General features: G+C 38.3%; 20 protein-coding genes. All 20 read left to right on the top strand.

Translation table 11 applies throughout. From position 1 onward, the window contains the following. Positions 1-699: 699 nt before the first annotated feature. The 20 genes from prfA to BM260_RS17895 all read left to right on the top strand — a co-directional run bounded on the left by prfA (position 700) and on the right by BM260_RS17895 (position 17,791). Positions 700-1,779, top strand: coding sequence for a peptide chain release factor 1 (gene prfA / locus BM260_RS17990; protein WP_093538727.1), 1,080 nt, complete (start codon positions 700-702; stop codon positions 1,777-1,779). Next, entirely contained in the window at positions 1,772-2,629 is an 858-nt protein-coding gene (gene prmC / locus BM260_RS17985) for a peptide chain release factor N(5)-glutamine methyltransferase (RefSeq protein WP_322788103.1), read from the top strand. Before prfA ends, prmC begins: the two co-directional genes overlap by 8 nt. A gap of 184 nt (positions 2,630-2,813) precedes the next feature. Further along, positions 2,814-3,344: a stage II sporulation protein R gene (locus tag BM260_RS17980; RefSeq protein WP_093538725.1), complete on the top strand. Its 531-nt coding sequence runs from the start codon at positions 2,814-2,816 to the stop codon at positions 3,342-3,344. Between the two features lie 68 nt (positions 3,345-3,412). Continuing rightward, a complete protein-coding gene (locus tag BM260_RS17975) occupies positions 3,413-4,441 on the top strand; it encodes an L-threonylcarbamoyladenylate synthase (protein WP_093538724.1) in 1,029 nt (342 codons plus the stop codon). Between the two features lie 63 nt (positions 4,442-4,504). Then, complete coding sequence (locus tag BM260_RS17970; RefSeq protein WP_093538723.1) at positions 4,505-5,008, top strand: manganese efflux pump; 504 nt, start codon at positions 4,505-4,507, stop codon at positions 5,006-5,008. A gap of 59 nt (positions 5,009-5,067) precedes the next feature. Then, positions 5,068-5,514 carry a low molecular weight protein arginine phosphatase gene (locus BM260_RS17965; protein ID WP_093538722.1) on the top strand — a complete coding sequence of 149 codons (447 nt, stop codon included), beginning with the start codon at positions 5,068-5,070 and terminating at the stop codon, positions 5,512-5,514. Next, positions 5,511-6,815 carry a methyl-accepting chemotaxis protein gene (locus BM260_RS17960; RefSeq protein WP_093538721.1) on the top strand — a complete coding sequence of 435 codons (1,305 nt, stop codon included), beginning with the start codon at positions 5,511-5,513 and terminating at the stop codon, positions 6,813-6,815. The genes BM260_RS17965 and BM260_RS17960 overlap by 4 nt, the downstream gene beginning before the upstream one ends. Before the next feature lie 225 nt (positions 6,816-7,040). Continuing rightward, positions 7,041-7,481, top strand: coding sequence for a ribose 5-phosphate isomerase B (gene rpiB / locus BM260_RS17955; protein ID WP_093538720.1), 441 nt, complete (start codon positions 7,041-7,043; stop codon positions 7,479-7,481). A gap of 15 nt (positions 7,482-7,496) precedes the next feature. After that, entirely contained in the window at positions 7,497-8,042 is a 546-nt protein-coding gene (locus BM260_RS17950) for a TIGR01440 family protein (protein ID WP_093538719.1), read from the top strand. Further along, positions 8,039-9,298, top strand: coding sequence for a serine hydroxymethyltransferase (locus BM260_RS17945; protein WP_281249768.1), 1,260 nt, complete (start codon positions 8,039-8,041; stop codon positions 9,296-9,298). The genes BM260_RS17950 and BM260_RS17945 overlap by 4 nt, the downstream gene beginning before the upstream one ends. Before the next feature lie 488 nt (positions 9,299-9,786). Continuing rightward, positions 9,787-10,416 (top strand): uracil phosphoribosyltransferase, encoded by a 630-nt coding sequence (gene upp, locus BM260_RS17940; protein WP_093538717.1) that lies wholly within the window; start codon positions 9,787-9,789, stop codon positions 10,414-10,416. A gap of 450 nt (positions 10,417-10,866) precedes the next feature. After that, complete coding sequence (locus BM260_RS17935) at positions 10,867-11,241, top strand: ATP synthase subunit I (protein WP_093538716.1); 375 nt, start codon at positions 10,867-10,869, stop codon at positions 11,239-11,241. Between the two features lie 26 nt (positions 11,242-11,267). Beyond that, positions 11,268-11,981 (top strand): F0F1 ATP synthase subunit A, encoded by a 714-nt coding sequence (atpB, locus tag BM260_RS17930; RefSeq protein ID WP_093538715.1) that lies wholly within the window; start codon positions 11,268-11,270, stop codon positions 11,979-11,981. Positions 11,982-12,043: 62 nt separating this feature from the next. Further along, positions 12,044-12,268, top strand: a complete 225-nt coding sequence (atpE, locus tag BM260_RS17925; RefSeq protein ID WP_093538714.1) for a F0F1 ATP synthase subunit C — start codon at positions 12,044-12,046, stop codon at positions 12,266-12,268. A 145-nt stretch (positions 12,269-12,413) separates the two neighbouring features. Next, the gene (gene atpF, locus BM260_RS17920) at positions 12,414-12,938 is read left to right on the top strand and encodes a F0F1 ATP synthase subunit B (RefSeq protein ID WP_093538713.1); all 525 of its coding nucleotides are present in this window, start codon (positions 12,414-12,416) and stop codon (positions 12,936-12,938) included. Beyond that, positions 12,935-13,471: a F0F1 ATP synthase subunit delta gene (locus tag BM260_RS17915; RefSeq protein ID WP_093538712.1), complete on the top strand. Its 537-nt coding sequence runs from the start codon at positions 12,935-12,937 to the stop codon at positions 13,469-13,471. Before atpF ends, BM260_RS17915 begins: the two co-directional genes overlap by 4 nt. A gap of 27 nt (positions 13,472-13,498) precedes the next feature. After that, positions 13,499-15,007 carry a F0F1 ATP synthase subunit alpha gene (gene atpA, locus BM260_RS17910; RefSeq protein WP_093538711.1) on the top strand — a complete coding sequence of 503 codons (1,509 nt, stop codon included), beginning with the start codon at positions 13,499-13,501 and terminating at the stop codon, positions 15,005-15,007. Between the two features lie 44 nt (positions 15,008-15,051). After that, positions 15,052-15,912 (top strand): F0F1 ATP synthase subunit gamma, encoded by an 861-nt coding sequence (locus tag BM260_RS17905; RefSeq protein ID WP_093538710.1) that lies wholly within the window; start codon positions 15,052-15,054, stop codon positions 15,910-15,912. A 34-nt stretch (positions 15,913-15,946) separates the two neighbouring features. Continuing rightward, on the top strand, positions 15,947-17,362 hold the full coding sequence (gene atpD / locus BM260_RS17900) for a F0F1 ATP synthase subunit beta (RefSeq protein ID WP_093538709.1): 1,416 nt from the start codon (positions 15,947-15,949) through the stop codon (positions 17,360-17,362). A 24-nt stretch (positions 17,363-17,386) separates the two neighbouring features. After that, positions 17,387-17,791, top strand: coding sequence for a F0F1 ATP synthase subunit epsilon (locus tag BM260_RS17895; protein ID WP_093538708.1), 405 nt, complete (start codon positions 17,387-17,389; stop codon positions 17,789-17,791). Positions 17,792-17,836: the final 45 nt, after the last annotated feature.

Genomic DNA, 17,836 nt, shown 5'->3' with positions numbered 1-17,836 from the left:
ATGAAATCGATAGATTTCTATCCAACTACTAATAACCATCTTATCGACACCCAGGTCGCGTGCGATTTTTCTTAATGACATTCCTTTCTCAAAAAGGCATCAATTACTTCTGCTTTTTTTATGTTCATAACGTGCACCCCCAAGTTAGTTTTAAGGTCCAACATTTTGGGTGCACATCACTTATCCCGCTGGAGTCGCCACATTTCACTCCAATCATTTAAGTGAGTAGTACTTAACTATAAGATAGTGTAGGGATAAAACTGTCTGTTGAATTGGGCATTATAATGTAACAAAGAATGTAGAAAGTGAATTCTCTTTTTTCTGAGTCACTGTCATCCTTACTTACTTTAAGATAGAACAAGTATATTTAGGTGGTTTTATAGCCGATTATCGGATCATATAAAGTAGATCTAATTGATTGGAGCGCAGAGCGGCGACTCCAGTGGGAACAGCACGAGCTGAAGACCCTGGACTGAGCGTAAGCGAGGGAAGCGGCTGAAGCCGTGCCCACGGAAAGCGTCCGCTTGGAGCGGAAATCACTGGAATATCTACTTGTTTTTTTAGAAGACCGGGAATCTTTTTCCAGATTTTTGTTATTTTTTACTAGTCCGATCAAAACCTTTACAGAAAAAGTAGCGGGAATGTTAGTTTTTCTTTATAATAGGAAAGATATATACTTAAATGAACGAGGTGAGCTCGATGTTTGATCGATTACAATCGGTAGAAGATCGTTACAATAATTTAAATGAACTGCTTAGTGACCCAGAAGTGGTCAATGATCTAAATAAGCTAAGAGAATATTCAAAAGAACAATCGGATCTACAAGGAACTGTAGATGCCTATCGTGAATACAAAGAAGTTAAAAGTCAGTATAAAGACTCGAAGCAAATGCTAGAGGAAAAGTTGGACGCAGATATGCGTGAAATGGTGAAAGAAGAGGTCAGTGATTTAGAGGATCAAATCGAAGTGTTAGAAGAACGATTAAGACTATTGTTAATTCCGAAGGATCCAAATGATGATAAAAACGTTATTATGGAAATTCGCGGGGCTGCTGGTGGAGACGAAGCTGCGTTATTTGCAGGGAATTTGTTCCGTATGTATAGCAGATTTGCGGAAACCCAAGGTTGGAAAATAGATATTATGGAATCCAATCCAACTGGACTTGGCGGCTTCAAAGAAATTATTTTCATGATTAACGGAAAAAGTGCTTATTCCAAAATGAAATATGAAAACGGTGCACACCGAGTACAACGTGTTCCAGAAACAGAATCTGGCGGACGTATTCATACTTCTACGGCCACTGTTGCTGTACTTCCGGAAGCGGAAGAAGTGGACGTGGAGATCCACGAGAAGGAAGTTCGTGTGGATACATTTGCTTCATCGGGTGCGGGAGGACAGTCTGTAAATACAACTATGTCCGCGGTTCGAATGACACATTTACCAACGGGAATTACTGTTTCTATGCAAGATGAAAAATCACAGATTAAAAACAGAGAAAAAGCGATGAAAATTCTTCGTGCCCGCGTAGCGGATAAATTCCTTCAAGAAGCACAAGCAGAATATGATGCTGTGCGTAAATCGGCAGTAGGAACAGGTGACCGTTCGGAACGGATTCGTACGTATAACTATCCACAAAATCGTGTAACAGATCACCGAATCGGATTGACTTTGCAAAAACTTGATCAGGTCCTAGAAGGTAAAATGGATGAAGTGATTGATGCATTAATAATGGAAGATCAAGCAGAAAAATTAGAGAGAATGAATGATACGAATGTGTAAAACAAATTTTGAGGCCCTAAAACGGGCTTCTTCTTTTTTAGAGGAGAATAATCGTGAAAAAGAAGTTGCTCGCTACTTATTACAGCATGTCTTACAGAAAAACTACTCCGAGTTGATGATTGCTATATATGATGAAATAACTATAGAAGCATTTCAAACATTTTGGGGTTATATAGAAGAACATGCCACTGGTAGGCCTTTCCAATATATTATAGGACAAGAGAGTTTTTACGGTCGTGATTTTTTAGTGAATGAACATGTTTTAATACCGAGACCAGAAACAGAAGAATTAATTGTAGAAGTTCAAAAAAGAGCTGCAAGTCTATTTGAGTTAAACAAACCTATAAAAATTGCTGATATTGGAACTGGAAGTGGCGCAATAGCAATAACTATTAAAAAGGAAATACCACATGCAACTGTCACTGCGACAGACATATCGCCGGAGGCTTTAAGTGTAGCTAAAAAGAATGCCGAGCGCTTAGAAGCGCTGATAGATTTCAAAAAAGGTGATTTACTAGCCCCAATCGCCGATCAAAAATGGGATATTATATTATCGAACCCTCCATATATAGGATCACATGAAGCGGCAAGCCTTTCGGATACAGTAATAGATTATGAACCACATCTTGCTCTATTTGCAGATGAGGATGGCTTACAGCTTTATAGAAAAATGGCAGAAAAGCTTCCTAGTGTGATGAATGCTCCGAGTTTCATAGGTTTTGAGATTGGCTACGAACAAGGCCCAGCTGTTCAAAAAATGCTTCAAAATTTTTTTCCAGAAGCACTGGTAGAAATCGTTCAAGATATTAACCAAAAAAATCGTTTTGTTTTTTGCACAATCAAGGAATAAAGCGAGTATTCATTTGCTTTCCTTTGATATTAAGATTAATACAAACGTGCATATGGAAAGCGTTTTGTTGTTGCATGGACACCAAACAAGTTGATACAGAATTTCATAATAATTAATAAATTTACTTAAGCACTGAATAAAATATGAATCTACTGGTAACAATGTTCCTAAGGGGGAATGTTATATGTTACCAGATTACGAGATTAAAAAAGCACCAAGTATCGGGAAACAAGTAGATGCATTGATATTCTTTGTTTGGATGTTGTTACTAATTCAGTTTTGTTTATTTTTATTGTTTCAACAAAACGAAGAAGTAGAAGGTATGCGTTTTCGACTAATAGCAAATAGTAATACAATGGAAGACCAACAAATGAAAAATGACGTGAAACATCATATAGAACCAATATTGCTAAACTACGTAAGTAATCCAGAAACAACGTATAGCGAATTAGAAAAAGCAGTCGAGAAGTTATCGAACTCTTTAGATACAAATATTAACATTACGAAAGGCCAGGCAAGCTTTCCACCGAAAGTTTGGGAGGCAGGTATTTCTTCACAAGTGATGACAGAATCTATTGTTATTTCCATTGGTAACGCAAGAGGGGATAACTGGTGGTGCGCACTTTTCCCAAAGGTATGCTATAAAGAAGAAGTGAAAGAAGAAAAACCTAAATTTTGGGTATGGGAATGGTTGAAAAAGAAGTTTTCCACATAGTTACTAACAATAAAATGATAGTTATCAACAATTTGTGGATAAGTAAGCAAGAAAGGAGAAAATACAACATGAAAACGATAATTAAGAATGTGGATAACTTATTAACAAATAACGATAGTTATACACAGGCTGTGGATTTATTAACAAAAGGGGAAGTGGTAGCTTTTCCAACAGAAACAGTATACGGATTAGGTGCGATTGCCACGAACGAAGAAGCAGTAGCTAAAATATTCGAAGCAAAGGGAAGACCACAAGACAATCCGCTTATTGTCCATATTGGTTCTAAAGAAGAGATGATGGCATTTACTCAAGATATACCTAAACTTGCGGAAGTATGTATGGATGCATTTTGGCCCGGCCCCCTAACGCTTATCTTGCCGCTAAGACCGAATACCTTGGCAAAAAATGTAACAGCTGGATTGCAAACGGTTGGAGTCAGAATGCCAGAGCATAAGGTAGCGCTAGAATTATTAAAACAATTAAAACAACCTGTTGCTGCTCCAAGTGCCAATAAAAGTGGGAAACCAAGTCCTACAAAAGCAGTGCATGTACATCATGATTTAGAAGGGAAAATACCCCTTATTTTAGATGGTGGAACTACTGGAATAGGTTTAGAATCTACTGTAATAGAATTTGTAAATGATTTACCTACTATTCTTCGTCCAGGTGGAGTAACGAAGGAAATGCTAGAAAAAGTGATTGGGCAAGTCGGGGAAGCTCAACCGACCGATGAAAAAGAAGCTCCACGAGCACCAGGCATGAAATATGCCCATTACGCTCCAGATTCTCCTGTATATTTAATAGAAGCATCTTTAGTAAAGCTTAAAGAAGCAGTAGAAAAAATACATAATGAACAGAAAAAGGTGGCAATAATAGCAAGTGAATCATTTAGGCACATAAACGTAGATTACTTTTTTTCATTAGGAAAAGAAGATCAGCTTAGTGATGCAGCGCATTTACTGTATCAGGCATTAAGAGATTGTGATGAAACAGATGCGGATATAATCCTCGTTCCCGTTCTCTCAAAAGCAGGTGTTGGAACAGCAATTATGAATCGGTTAGAAAAAGCGGCGGATGGTAGATGGTTTTATAGCTAATATTGTATTCTCGCTCGTCTATTTGCATACATTTAAGTATGCAAATAGACGGGGGAGATTTTTTTGTGGCGTGAAATTTTAGCAGGCGCCTTGATGTCTGTAGACGTACTTATTTTATTTTCGTTAGTTGTATATCGTAAGCAAATTTTTACACTTGCTGCATGGGTAGCTTCTTTACATATGCTTTTTCCGTTAATCGGTTATTATGCAGGTGTCGTTGTACAAAATTATTTGGCTTATGCAAGTCCTTATTTATCGGGTATTCTTTTATCATTAGTAGGATTACAGATGATTTTAGCTCAATCTCCAAAACAAGTTCCACTGTTGTCCCCATATTTACTCGCAGTTTTTGCTAGCCTAGATACCTTTTCAGTTAGTGTTTCATTTGGTATGCTTAAATTAGAAAAGTTTGTATTTATATTAAGTGCTGGCCTCTTTTCGTATATTGCTGTATTTATAGCGCAAAAGGTTATATTCAAACATACTTTTATGAACCGAGCACTTATTTTAAGATTTGCCGGAGTACTAATTTTGTTAATGGGTATTCTCACGTTACGAAATATTTAACAATTTACAACACAATTATAGGACTAATTAATATATACTAGAGATGAGGAAATAGATCTATGAATATTCTGTTTGTTTGTACGGGTAACACTTGTCGGAGTCCAATTGCCGAGGCATTATTAAAATCACGAAACATTGATGGGTTGCAGGTTCGATCAGCCGGCATCTATGCTTCGGAGGGTGGACCTATATCTAGAAATAGTCAATTAGTATTAGAACAACAAATGATTCCATTTGCGCACTCATCTACTTCTGTAGATGAGACTCTAATCGATTGGGCTGATTTAATCCTAACAATGACGGCCTCTCATAAACATGCAATTATTTTAGGTTTCCCTCATGCAATATCTAAAATATATATGTACAAAGAGTTTGTGACCCCTGATGATATCAAAGATGTATCAGATCCGTACGGGGGAGATTTGTTTACATATGAAAGTACTTTTCACGAATTACAAGTATTAACAGATGGACTAGTGAACAAACTACAGGGGGAAATGAGATGAAAGAAAAAAAGAAAAAGCACAGTTTTGGACTACAAAAAAAGATTGTGTTATTTGTTACAATTTTAGCGCTGATTACATATACAACAAGTGCTCTGTTTATTCGCTTCGTACAACCAATATTGTTTGATGGAGCAACAAATTCTTGGGGGTTTGAGGTTGCCACCTATGCACTAGGAATATTCTGGTCCGGTGTTTTAGCCTATTTTTTCAGTGGTTTAATTATCAAGCCTTTATTCAATTTGGAAAAGGTAGCAATTTTAGCTTCAGAGGGAAAAATTGGGATAAATGTAGAAGTGCCGAAATCGAAAGATGAGATCCAGTCGGTAGCGATCGCATTTCAGTCCATGCTAGTAAACTTAAGAGAAATGGTACAAAGTATTGAAGACAACTTTGATAAAACAAATAGAACGGTTCAACAGCTGTCGGTAGAATCATCTGCTGCTTCAGAACAAGCAGAAGCAATCGCTCATACAATAGCACAAATCTCACAAGGTGCTGAGCACTCTGCCATAGCGGTACAAGAAACAGCAGAATCAGTAGAGGATGTACGAGTGCTAGCATCAGAAGTTAATTTACGTGCAGAAAAATCTTCCGAACAGTCAAATGAAATGATTATAGGTTTATCTCAAACTAGAGAGGTAATTCAATCGTTAGTAAACGGGATCCAAAAAATTGCTACAGGTAGTGAAGCAGCACTTGGAAATGTTCATCAATTAGAAGAGAATGCGGGGAAAGTGGAAAGCATCATTCAATTGGTAGGAGACATTGCGGCACAAACGAATTTACTTGCGTTAAATGCATCTATTGAAGCAGCACGTGCTGGGGAGCATGGTAAAGGATTTGCTGTTGTAGCAGAAGAAGTTCGGAAACTAGCGGATGAAAGTGCTAAAGCCGTCCAAGGTATTTCTAAACTAATTTTAGCAATACAAACAGATGTGCAAACAGTTGTCCACCAGATGACGAACCAAGTCAGCTTTGCGGTTGGAGAGGCTAAACGAGTTTCTGAAACAAATGAAGCAATTGAAGGAATGTCTACGAAAATTCATGAGATGGCCGAATCGGTAGTGGAGATTTCATCATTAGTGGAAAAACAGTTAACAAATATAGAAAGTACGGCTCGTCAGTCACAAGAAGTAGCTGCCATTGCTGAAGAAACATCTGCAGGAGCAGAAGAGGTGCGCAGTGCTACGGATGAACAAGCTCGTTCTATAGAACAAATAGAAGCAGTTTCATACGGGCTAAAAGAACAATCAGAAGAGCTATTTAAAGTGATCTCACAATTTGATCGAAAAACTATCTAATTCTGATATCGTCAAGATTATAAAACACGAACATTATGACGTTAAAATTTAAAAAAAGTTCGTTATTTTAGAAAAAATTAATAAAAAAAGATTGATTAATTATATAAATTTCAGAAATTAATAAAATTAAGCATAAAAAACACAACTCATTATGCGTGAGTTGTGTTTTTTTATATAGAAAAATGGTATGATGATATGGAGTAAAAACAGAAAAGAGGGAACGAGTTGAAAATTGCAATTTCTTCCGATCATGGCGGAAATAATCTACGTCAGGAAATAATACAGCTACTTGAAGAATTAGGATTATCTTATGAAGATTTTGGGCCGAAAAGTAACGATTCTGTTGACTTTCCGGACTTTGCTATGCCAGTAGCAGAGGGTGTGGCAAGTGGTAATTTCGATCGTGGTATTTTAATCTGTGGTACTGGTATAGGTATGTCAATTGCTGCAAACAAGGTAAAAGGTATTCGCTGTGCATTAGTTCATGATGTTTTTTCTGCGAAGGCTACTAGAAACCACAATGATTCCAACATTATCGCAATGGGGGAACGTGTTATTGGAGCCGGACTTGCAAGAGAAATAGTTTCGACTTGGCTTGCACAAGATTTTGAAGGCGGCCGTCATTTACGTCGTGTAGAAAAAATTACAGAAATAGAAAATGCATAGAAGAAGGGATTCCTGATGGAAGCAAAGAATTTGTGGGTAGAACAAATCGAACAGCTACTTTTAGAAGTGGAGCAACAAATTGAGTTTCATGAAAATGATTTATTTGTCGTTGGATGTTCGACCTCAGAAATTATTGGTGAGAAAATTGGAACTGCAGGCGGATTAGAAGTAGCTGAGGTTTTATTCACCCCTTTACGAGCATTTGCAAATCGCAACAATATACATTTGGCTTTCCAAGGGTGCGAACACATTAATCGTGCCATTACAATGGAAAGAGCAACACAATTACATTATAGATTGCCAGAAGTATCGGTAATTCCAGTAGTACGTGCAGGTGGTTCTATGTCTGCATATGCGTACACACATTTTAGTGACCCTGTTGTAGTCGAGCATGTTCAAGCACATGCAGGCATTGATATAGGACAAACCTTGATTGGTATGCAACTTAAACCTGTTGCAGTACCAATTCGCTTGTCCATTAAGAAAATTGGGGAAGCAATCGTTTTGATTGCGAAAACACGTCCTAAGCTAATAGGTGGAGAACGTGCATTTTACGGATGAATTTGGAGGAGGAACGAATAGTGGAGAAAATTTTATCACAAGATCCAGCAGTATATGAGGCAATGTTAGCAGAGAAAAAGCGTCAACAATCGAATATTGAGTTAATCGCATCAGAGAACTTTGTATCAGAGGCGGTTATGGAAGCACAAGGCTCTGTCCTAACCAATAAATATGCAGAAGGTTACCCTGGTAAACGTTACTATGGTGGCTGTGAGCATGTAGATGTAGTAGAAAATATTGCACGTGATCGTTTGAAAGAAATTTTTGGTGCAGAACATGCCAATGTACAACCACATTCAGGTTCTCAAGCAAATATGGCAGTGTACATGACTGCATTGCAACCAGGTGACAAGATCTTAGGGATGAATTTATCCCATGGTGGGCATTTAACGCATGGTTCTCCTGTCAATTTTAGTGGTATTCAATATAATTTCATCGAGTACGGTGTTAACAAAGAAACGGAACTAATCGATTATGAAGAAGTTCGTGGAATTGCACTAGAGCACAAGCCGAAAATGATAGTTGCTGGAGCAAGTGCGTATTCACGTACTATTGACTTCGCTAAATTCCGTGAAATTGCAGATGAAGTGGGCGCATACTTATTTGTAGATATGGCACATATTGCAGGTTTAGTAGCTGCTGGTCTTCATCCGAACCCAGTACCCCATGCACATTTCGTAACATCTACAACACATAAAACATTACGTGGACCACGTGGTGGCTTAATCTTAACGACAGAAGAGTTTGCAAAGAAAATTGATAAAACAATTTTCCCAGGAATTCAAGGTGGCCCATTAATGCACGTAATCGCAGCAAAAGCTGTTGCATTTGGCGAAGCGCAAAAACCTGAATTTAAAGAGTATCAAGCACAAGTCATTGCCAATTCAAAAGCATTGGCAGAAAGTTTAACAGAAGAAGGAATCCGTATTGTTTCTGGTGGTTCCGATAATCACGTCATGTTATTAGATGTATCTGCTCTTGGCCTAACGGGTAAAGTAGCGGAACATGTCCTTGATGAAGTTGGAATTACAGTAAACAAAAACACAATTCCATTTGATACGGCAAGTCCGTTCATCACATCCGGTGTCCGCATTGGTACACCAGCTGTGACATCGCGTGGATTTAAAGAAGCAGAGATGAAAGAAATTGCATCTATCATTGCTAAACTATTAAAAAATAATGAGGATGCAGAAGTATTAAAAGAAGCAAAAGAAAGAGTTGCAACTTTAACGAGTAACTTCCCATTATACGAATAACCTAATAAGCATTAAAGCCAGCTACGTAATTATTAGTAGCTGGCTTTAATTTTGAACACAAAAACTCTAACATGTACTTCGTTTTATCATCACGAATCCTTGTGAAGCAAAAATCCAATTTTATTTACTAATCCACAGTTTTAATCTCTCTCAATAAATTATTTACATAAGTTATTGATAGCGAAATGAAAATGGACAGAAGCTTTATCCAAGAGATTCATAATTCTGTTTCTAAAGCAATTGTCCAAACGCTAAACTACTCGCTAAAAACCTAAACTTAATCGTGGTGCAGAAGGAATAGAGACTATAGAACAGGTGGAAATACTGAATGATTAAAATTGTCCGGTTGGCCAAGGATTCTATTTTTTCATACCTATGTCCTTAAATCAAATAGACGCAATATTAAAAACGTAGGATTACTGTTTGTATCCCGTGTTTTTTGTTATAATTAGTAGAATTTAAATAAAATAAAAGGAGATGCTGCTAGTATGCCGAAAGTATTTGTATTTGACCACCCTCTTATTCAACACAAACTTACATATATTCGCGATGTAAAAACAGGCACAAAAGAGTTTCGTGAATTAGTGGATGAAGTAGCTACACTTATGGCGTTTGAAATTACACGTGAAATGCCATTGGAGGAAACAGAAGTAGAAACTCCAGTTCAACTAACAAAATCTAAAATTCTTGCAGGAAAAAAATTAGGAATAGTTCCTATTTTACGTGCTGGAATTGGAATGGTTGATGGAATTCTAAAGTTAATACCTGCTGCAAAAGTAGGGCATATCGGACTTTACCGCGACCCACAAACATTGAAGCCGGTTGAATATTACGTAAAATTACCTGCAGATGTTGCAGAACGTGATTTTATATTAGTAGATCCTATGCTAGCTACAGGTGGTTCAGCGATTGAAGCGGTAAACTCACTGAAATCACGTGGAGCGACAAGCATTAAGTTCATGTGTTTAATCGCAGCACCTGAAGGAGTAGAGGCTCTTCAACAGGCACATCCGGACGTAGACATTTATATTGCCGCTTTGGATGAAAAGTTAAATGATCATGGATATATTGTTCCTGGATTAGGTGATGCTGGAGACCGGTTGTTTGGCACAAAATAATAATTTCATAATTAATAACAATAAAAGTTTATTGTAGATTCTAAATTTGTCAATAAAATGTCGGAAAGTATCACTGTCTTAAGTTTTTCACTATAAGCAATTGACATCATTTTGCCCCTATTGTATGCTTACAAAGGATAATCATGATAGGGGTTTCATGCTTGAAACACTTGTAAGGTTAACTTTCTACTAGATTCACAGTTTTTACTTAATAAGGAAAAAATGTGAGGATTCTTTTTACGTCGTAACTGACGTCCTTTTAAAGGGGAAGCGTTATATTTTTGCGATTCTCTCACAGCTTAACGGTTCAACTCCTTCATAGGGATATGAATGGACGAAATATTAGAACCACTCCAGTATTATCAGTACTTACCCTTTTGTTTACTCTACAGTAGCATGTTTGGGGTAATTACGACCATTCGAAAATATGATTCAGGAGATTAAAGATCAATGCTAGAAATGCAACGTATATTTACGCGGCAAAAAAAGTACATATATTTTTTGCTCGCAGCTTGTGCGCTAGGTTGGGGTTTTACACCTTATTCGACAATTTTTGCAGGCTTGGCACTTGGTTCTTTATTTGGTCTGTATAATTTCTGGATTCTAGTCCGTAGAATGGAGAAATTTGATCGTGTGCTTGAAAGTGGAAAAGGACGAGCAGGTTTAGGTACAACATTCAGATTTGCGTCCGGTGTTGCAGCTGTAGCAATTGCAATTGCTCTTCCAGAGTACTTCCATCTTATCGGTACAGTTATCGGATTAATGATTCCCTATGTTCTGCTAGTAGTAGAACGTATTATGTTTCATGTAAAAAATCAGCAATGAGAATGTGAAAGAGAGGTGAATTAATCGTGGAACATGCAAATCCCACATTTGAACTTTTTGGGATGTACGGTAACTGGTCAAACATTTTAATGCTTGCGGTTACAACACTCATCGTATTTTTAATCGCATTTATTGCGACAAGAAATCTAAAGATGAAGCCAACAGGTATGCAAAACTTCATGGAGTGGATAATGGACTTTGTGAAAGGGATCATTAAAAGTAACTTCGACTGGCAAACAGGCGGACGATTCCATGTTCTTGGAATAACTTTTCTTATGTTTATCGCAGTAGCTAACGTACTAGGTCTTCCATTCTCGATATCATATGATGGAGTTCTTTGGTGGAAATCCCCAACTGCGGATCCGACAATTACCATGACACTTGCAGTGATGGTTATCATTTTAACGCACTATTACGGAATAAAGGCAAAAGGTATGAAGGGCTATGCAGTAGATACATACTTAAAGCCAATGCCGTTCTTATTCCCATTAAAAATTATCGAGGAATTCGCAAATACGTTGACACTTGGTCTACGTCTTTACGGTAATATCTATGCAGGTGAGGTTCTTTTAGGACTAATCGCAGGTTTAGCAACGTCCTCAGTATTTGGCTTTGTTGGAGCAATTATTCCAGCAATGGCATGGCAAGGATTCTCCCTATTTATAGGCGGTATCCAAGCATTCATTTTCGTTATGTTAACAATGGTTTATATGTCACATAAAGTGTCAGCAGACCATTAATATAACTGTTTAGATTCTTAAACAGAAAAAATAAAAACAACATTCCAAGGAGGAAATAAACAATGACAGGTTCAGTAGGATTATTAGCAGCAGCTATAGCAATCGGTTTAGGTGCACTTGGTGCAGGTATTGGTAACGGATTAATCGTTTCAAAAACAGTAGAAGGTATCGCTCGTCAACCAGAAGCACGTGGAGCTTTACAAACAGTTATGTTCATCGGGGTAGCATTAGTTGAGGCGATTCCAATTATCGCAGCAGTTATCGCTTTCATTGTATTAAACCAATAGTATTAACTTAAAAAATCTATGATGGCGGGTTTTACATCCGCCATTCTCTTTATGAATAACACAACATATGAACTAGAAATCAATGATTACTATTAAATAATAGAAGCAAGATCTCTTAATAGCGTTTGAAAGGAGTGAAACAATCGTGTCTTTTGATTACCTTGTACTTGGTGCTAGTGGCCATGATGGGTTGAATATTTGGGATATTTTAGCTACATTATTCTTCTTCATCTTACTTATGGCTCTATTGAAGAAAGTAGCTTGGGGTCCACTTATGGGGATTATGACTCAACGTGAAGAGTTAATCGCAAGTGAAATCGCAGCAGCTGAAAATAGCCGCGGGGAATCTCAGCGTTTACTTGAAGAACAACGTGACTTACTTAAAGAAGCACGTACGGAAGCATTAGCGATTGTAGAAAATGCGAAAAAGCAAGGCGATGCATCTCGTGAGGAAATTATCACAACTGCTCGTTCTGAAGCTATCCGTTTGAAAGAATCTGCTATCCGTGAAATTGATACAGAAAAAGAAAGAGCGATTGCAGCGGTACGAGAAGAAGTAGTTTCACTTTCAGTACTTGCAGCGTCGAAAGTTCTTGAAAAAGAAGTTTCGGAAGAAGATAATCGTGCGCTAATCGAGGCAACGATTGCGAAGGCAGGCGAAGTTAAGTGAGTAATTCAACTGTAGCTAAGCGTTATGCAATCTCTTTGTTCGAGCTAGCAACACAAAAAAATGTAGTACAAGCAGTCGAAAATGATTTACGTGAACTTAAAGTTGTTTGGAATGGCAACAAAGATGTGAAAACTTTATTTACGTCTCCAAAGTTATCTCTAGACAAGAAAAAAGAGTTAATTCGTCAAATCTTTACAAATGCGAACCCAATTGTTATTAATACACTTTTAGTGTTAATTGATAAGAAGAGATTAGCAGAAGTATCCGACATTATTTCTGAATTTATGATTCTTTCGAATGAAGCACAAGGTGTTGCGGAAGCGAAAGTATATACTACACGTGCACTTACAGAAGAAGAACGTGCAAACGTATCTACTGCATTTGCTAAAAACGTTGGTAAACAATCTTTAAATATTCAAAACATCGTAGATCCATCTATTATTGGTGGTATACGTGTTCAAATCGGAAACCGCATTTACGATAGCACTCTAAGCACAAAATTAGATCGCTTAAAACGTAACTTGATCGGTTAATATTATGAATTATGAGAGGTGACATACATGAGCATCAAAGCTGAAGAAATCAGTGTCTTGATTAAGCAGCAGATTGAGAATTACGAATCTGAGATGAAAGTTAGCGACGTCGGTACGGTTATCACGATTGGTGACGGTATCGCTCGTGCTCATGGCCTCGACAATGTCATGGCTGGAGAACTTTTAGAGTTCTCAACTGGTGTTTTAGGTATGGCACAAAACTTGGAAGCCAACAATGTTGGTATCGTTATCCTTGGACCATACACTGACATCAAAGAAGGCGATGAAGTACGTCGAACAGGCCGTATTATGGAAGTTCCAGTTGGTAAAGAATTGATTGGTCGCGTTGTAAATCCACTTGGCCAACCAGTTGATGGACTAGGTCCTATCGCAACTACAAAATCTCGTCCAATTGAAAGTCCTGCACAAGGGGTTATGGCACGTAAGTCTGTACATGAGCCACTTCAAACAGGTATCAAAGCGATTGATGCACTTGTACCAATCGGACGTGGACAACGTGAGTTAATCATTGGTGACCGTCAAACAGGTAAAACATCTGTTGCAATCGATGCAATCCTAAACCAAGCAGACCAAGATATGATTTGTATCTATGTGGCTATTGGACAAAAGGAATCGACTGTACGTAACGTAGTAGAAACACTTCGCAAAAACGGTGCTTTAGAATACACTATCGTTGTAACTGCATCTGCATCACAACCTTCACCATTACTATACTTAGCTCCTTATGCTGGTGTAACTATGGCAGAAGAATTTATGTTCGATGGTAAGCACGTATTAATCGTTTATGATGATTTATCTAAACAAGCTGCTGCATACCGTGAACTTTCATTACTTCTTCGTCGTCCTCCAGGCCGTGAAGCGTATCCAGGGGATGTATTCTACTTACACAGCCGTCTTTTAGAGCGTGCTGCGAAGTTAAATGAAACACTTGGTTCAGGTTCAATTACTGCATTACCATTCGTTGAAACACAAGCTGGAGATATCTCTGCTTATATTCCAACAAACGTAATTTCTATTACAGATGGTCAAATCTTCTTACAATCTGATTTATTCTTCTCGGGTGTACGTCCAGCGATTAATGCCGGATTATCTGTATCTCGTGTAGGTGGATCAGCACAAATTAAGGCAATGAAAAAAGTTGCGGGAACTCTACGTCTTGACTTAGCAGCATTCCGTGAGCTAGAAGCATTCTCTCAATTTGGATCAGATCTTGACTCTGCAACTCAAGCAAAACTTAACCGTGGTGTGCGTACAGTAGAAGTATTAAAACAAGACTTGAATAGCCCGATTAAAGTGGAAAAACAAGTTATGATTTTATATGCTCTAACACGTGGCCATTTAGATGATATTCCAGTAAAAGATATTACTCGTTTTGAAGCGGAACTTGGAACTTGGTTAGATTCAAACCACACAAACGTTTTAGATCATATTCGCACGACAAAAGACCTTCCATCAGATGAAGATATGAACAATGCAATTTCTGCATTCAAAAAAACTTTCGCTAAATCTGAATAATTTCTTTGTCTAAGTGAAAAAAACAAAAAGGTGGTGAAATACCAGTGGCATCATTACGCGACATAAAAAGTAAAATTACATCTACAAAGAAAACAAGTCAGATAACAAAAGCTATGCAAATGGTTTCTGCTTCTAAATTGAACCGTGCGGAGGAAAATGCGAAAGCATATGTTCCTTACATGTCGAAAATTCAAGAAGTAGTTGGAGCAATTGCATCAGGTACTAGTGATAGTGGACATCCAATGTTAACTTCCCGCCCTGTAAAAAAGACTGCATATCTTGTCATAACTGCTGATCGTGGATTGGCCGGAGCATATAACAGTAATGTTATTCGTGCTGTAGCTAATGCCATAGCAGAAAGACATTCTTCGAGTGAAGAGTATGTAATCTTTGCAATTGGTCGTATGGGACGTGACTTCTTCCTAAAACGTGGTTCAAACGTAATTGGGGAAGTAGTCGGCTTACCAGACCAACCTGCTTTTGCTGATATTAAAGAAGTTGCTCGCAAAGCTGTTGGTATGTTCACGGATGGTACATATGATGAACTTTATATGTACTATAACCACTTTGTCAGTGCCATCTCTAGTGAAGTAACAGAGAAAAAGGTACTGCCACTTACGGATATTGCAGTAGAAACAGGCGCAACTGCTTCTTATGAATTTGAGCCTTCACCTGAAGCAATTCTTGAAGTATTACTTCCACAATATGCGGAAAGCCTGATTTTCGGTGCATTACTCGATGGTAAAGCCAGTGAGCATGCTTCTCGTATGTCTGCGATGAAATCCGCGACAGACAATGCAGCTGATATGATCAGCAGTTTAACATTAGTATATAACCGTGCACGTCAAGCAGCGATTACGCAAGAAATTACGGAAATCGTCGGCGGAGCTTCGGCTTTAGAATAGTTTAAGATAGAAAGTAAGACAGGAGGGAACAGTAGTGAACAAAGGACAAGTACTACAAGTAATGGGTCCAGTTGTCGACGTTAAGTTTGACAATGGCCATTTACCAGCTATCTATAATGCACTAACTGTAGCGATTGAACGTCCAAACCAAGCGCCTACAACTTTAACATTAGAAGTAGCGTTACACTTAGGAGATGACTCTGTTCGTACTATTGCAATGTCATCTACGGACGGCCTTAAGCGTGGTACAGAGGTATTCGATGCTGGTGCAGCAATTTCTGTTCCAGTTGGTAATATAACATTAGGACGTGTATTCAACGTGCTTGGTGAGGTTATTGACTTAGGAGAAGAAATTCCAGTGGAAGATCGTCGTGATCCAATCCACCGTCAAGCGCCAACATTTGAAAACCTTTCAACAGAAGTTGAGATTCTTGAAACAGGTATCAAAGTAGTAGATCTACTAGCTCCTTATATTAAAGGTGGTAAAATCGGTCTATTCGGTGGTGCCGGAGTAGGTAAAACTGTTCTTATTCAAGAACTTATTAATAATATTGCTCAAGAGCATGGCGGTATTTCTGTATTCGCTGGTGTTGGAGAGCGTACGCGTGAAGGAAATGACTTATTCCACGAGATGAGCGATTCAGGCGTTATTAAGAAAACAGCAATGGTATTCGGTCAAATGAATGAGCCACCTGGCGCACGTATGCGTGTTGCTTTAACTGGTCTTACAATGGCAGAATACTTCCGTGATGAACAAGGTGCAGACGTACTTCTTTTCATCGATAATATCTTCCGTTTCACTCAAGCAGGTTCTGAGGTTTCAGCACTATTAGGTCGTATGCCTTCTGCTGCTGGTTACCAACCAACACTTGCAACTGAAATGGGTCAATTACAAGAGCGTATCACGTCAACAAATACTGGTTCAGTTACATCTATCCAAGCGATTTATGTACCAGCCGATGACTATACGGATCCAGCTCCTGCAACAACTTTCGCTCACTTAGATGCGACTACAAACTTAGAACGTAAATTATCTGAGATGGGTATTTACCCAGCGGTAGATCCTTTAGCTTCTTCTTCACGTGCGCTTTCTCCGGAAGTCGTAGGTCCAGAGCATTATGAAGTAGCACGTCAAGTGCAATATACTTTACAACGCTATAGAGAGCTTCAAGACATTATCGCAATCTTAGGTATGGATGAATTAGGTGATGAAGACAAGCAAGTAGTTAACCGTGCTCGTCGTATTCAGTTCTACCTATCTCAAAACTTCCATGTTGCAGAACAATTTACAGGTCAAAAAGGTTCATACGTTCCAGTTAAAGAAACTGTTGAAGGATTCAAACAAATTCTTGAAGGAAAATATGATCATTTACCAGAAGATGCATTCCGTTTAGTTGGACGCATTGAAGAAGTTATAGAAAAAGCGAAAAGCATGGGCGTAGAAGTATAATAAATCGGACCAGGAGGTAAAAATATGAAGACACTTACAGTCAATATTGTCACTCCCGACGGCCCGGTATACGATTCTGAAGTAGACATGATTATCGCAAAAACAGCATCTGGTGAAATCGGTATTTTACCTGGCCATATTCCAATGGTTGCACCACTTGTAGTAGGTGCAATAAAATTGAAAAAAGAGGCAAAAACAGAGTACGTAGCAGTAAGCAGTGGATTTGTAGAAGTTCGACCTGAAAAGGTATCGATCTTAGCAACATCTGCTGAGGTTGCTTCAAGTATCGATTTAGCTCGTGCTAAAGAAGCGATGAAACGTGCAGAAGAACGTATTCAAAGTAAACAAGACTCGGTCGATCATAGCCGTGCTGAGCTTGCATTGAAACGTGCGATGAATCGTATCAACGTTCATGAGGGTAATTTTTAAGTTTAATTCTTTATGGAATAACTTTAAAGTCTCTGGCGGTAGCCA

It is taken from the genome of Psychrobacillus psychrotolerans (assembly GCF_900115805.1).
GTDB classification, from domain to species: Bacteria; Bacillota; Bacilli; order Bacillales_A; family Planococcaceae; genus Psychrobacillus; species Psychrobacillus psychrotolerans.
Note: the sequence above shows the minus strand (reverse complement) of the source record. Positions and strands in the feature narration are given on the sequence as shown.

Bases quoted from the DNA above. Each gene is read 5' to 3' on its own strand.
- BM260_RS17950 (WP_093538719.1), top strand. From the start codon at position 7,497: ATGGAAGCAAAGAATTTGTGGGTAGAACAAATCGAACAGCTACTTTTA.
- prmC (WP_322788103.1), top strand. From the start codon at position 1,772: ATGTGTAAAACAAATTTTGAGGCCCTAAAACGGGCTTCTTCTTTTTTA.
- BM260_RS17980 (WP_093538725.1), top strand. From the start codon at position 2,814: ATGTTACCAGATTACGAGATTAAAAAAGCACCAAGTATCGGGAAACAA.
- atpE (WP_093538714.1), top strand. From the start codon at position 12,044: ATGACAGGTTCAGTAGGATTATTAGCAGCAGCTATAGCAATCGGTTTA.
- prfA (WP_093538727.1), top strand. From the start codon at position 700: ATGTTTGATCGATTACAATCGGTAGAAGATCGTTACAATAATTTAAAT.
- atpA (WP_093538711.1), top strand. From the start codon at position 13,499: ATGAGCATCAAAGCTGAAGAAATCAGTGTCTTGATTAAGCAGCAGATT.
- BM260_RS17935 (WP_093538716.1), top strand. From the start codon at position 10,867: ATGCTAGAAATGCAACGTATATTTACGCGGCAAAAAAAGTACATATAT.
- upp (WP_093538717.1), top strand. From the start codon at position 9,787: ATGCCGAAAGTATTTGTATTTGACCACCCTCTTATTCAACACAAACTT.
- BM260_RS17965 (WP_093538722.1), top strand. From the start codon at position 5,068: ATGAATATTCTGTTTGTTTGTACGGGTAACACTTGTCGGAGTCCAATT.
- BM260_RS17895 (WP_093538708.1), top strand. From the start codon at position 17,387: ATGAAGACACTTACAGTCAATATTGTCACTCCCGACGGCCCGGTATAC.
- BM260_RS17945 (WP_281249768.1), top strand. From the start codon at position 8,039: ATGAATTTGGAGGAGGAACGAATAGTGGAGAAAATTTTATCACAAGAT.
- BM260_RS17960 (WP_093538721.1), top strand. From the start codon at position 5,511: ATGAAAGAAAAAAAGAAAAAGCACAGTTTTGGACTACAAAAAAAGATT.
- BM260_RS17975 (WP_093538724.1), top strand. From the start codon at position 3,413: ATGAAAACGATAATTAAGAATGTGGATAACTTATTAACAAATAACGAT.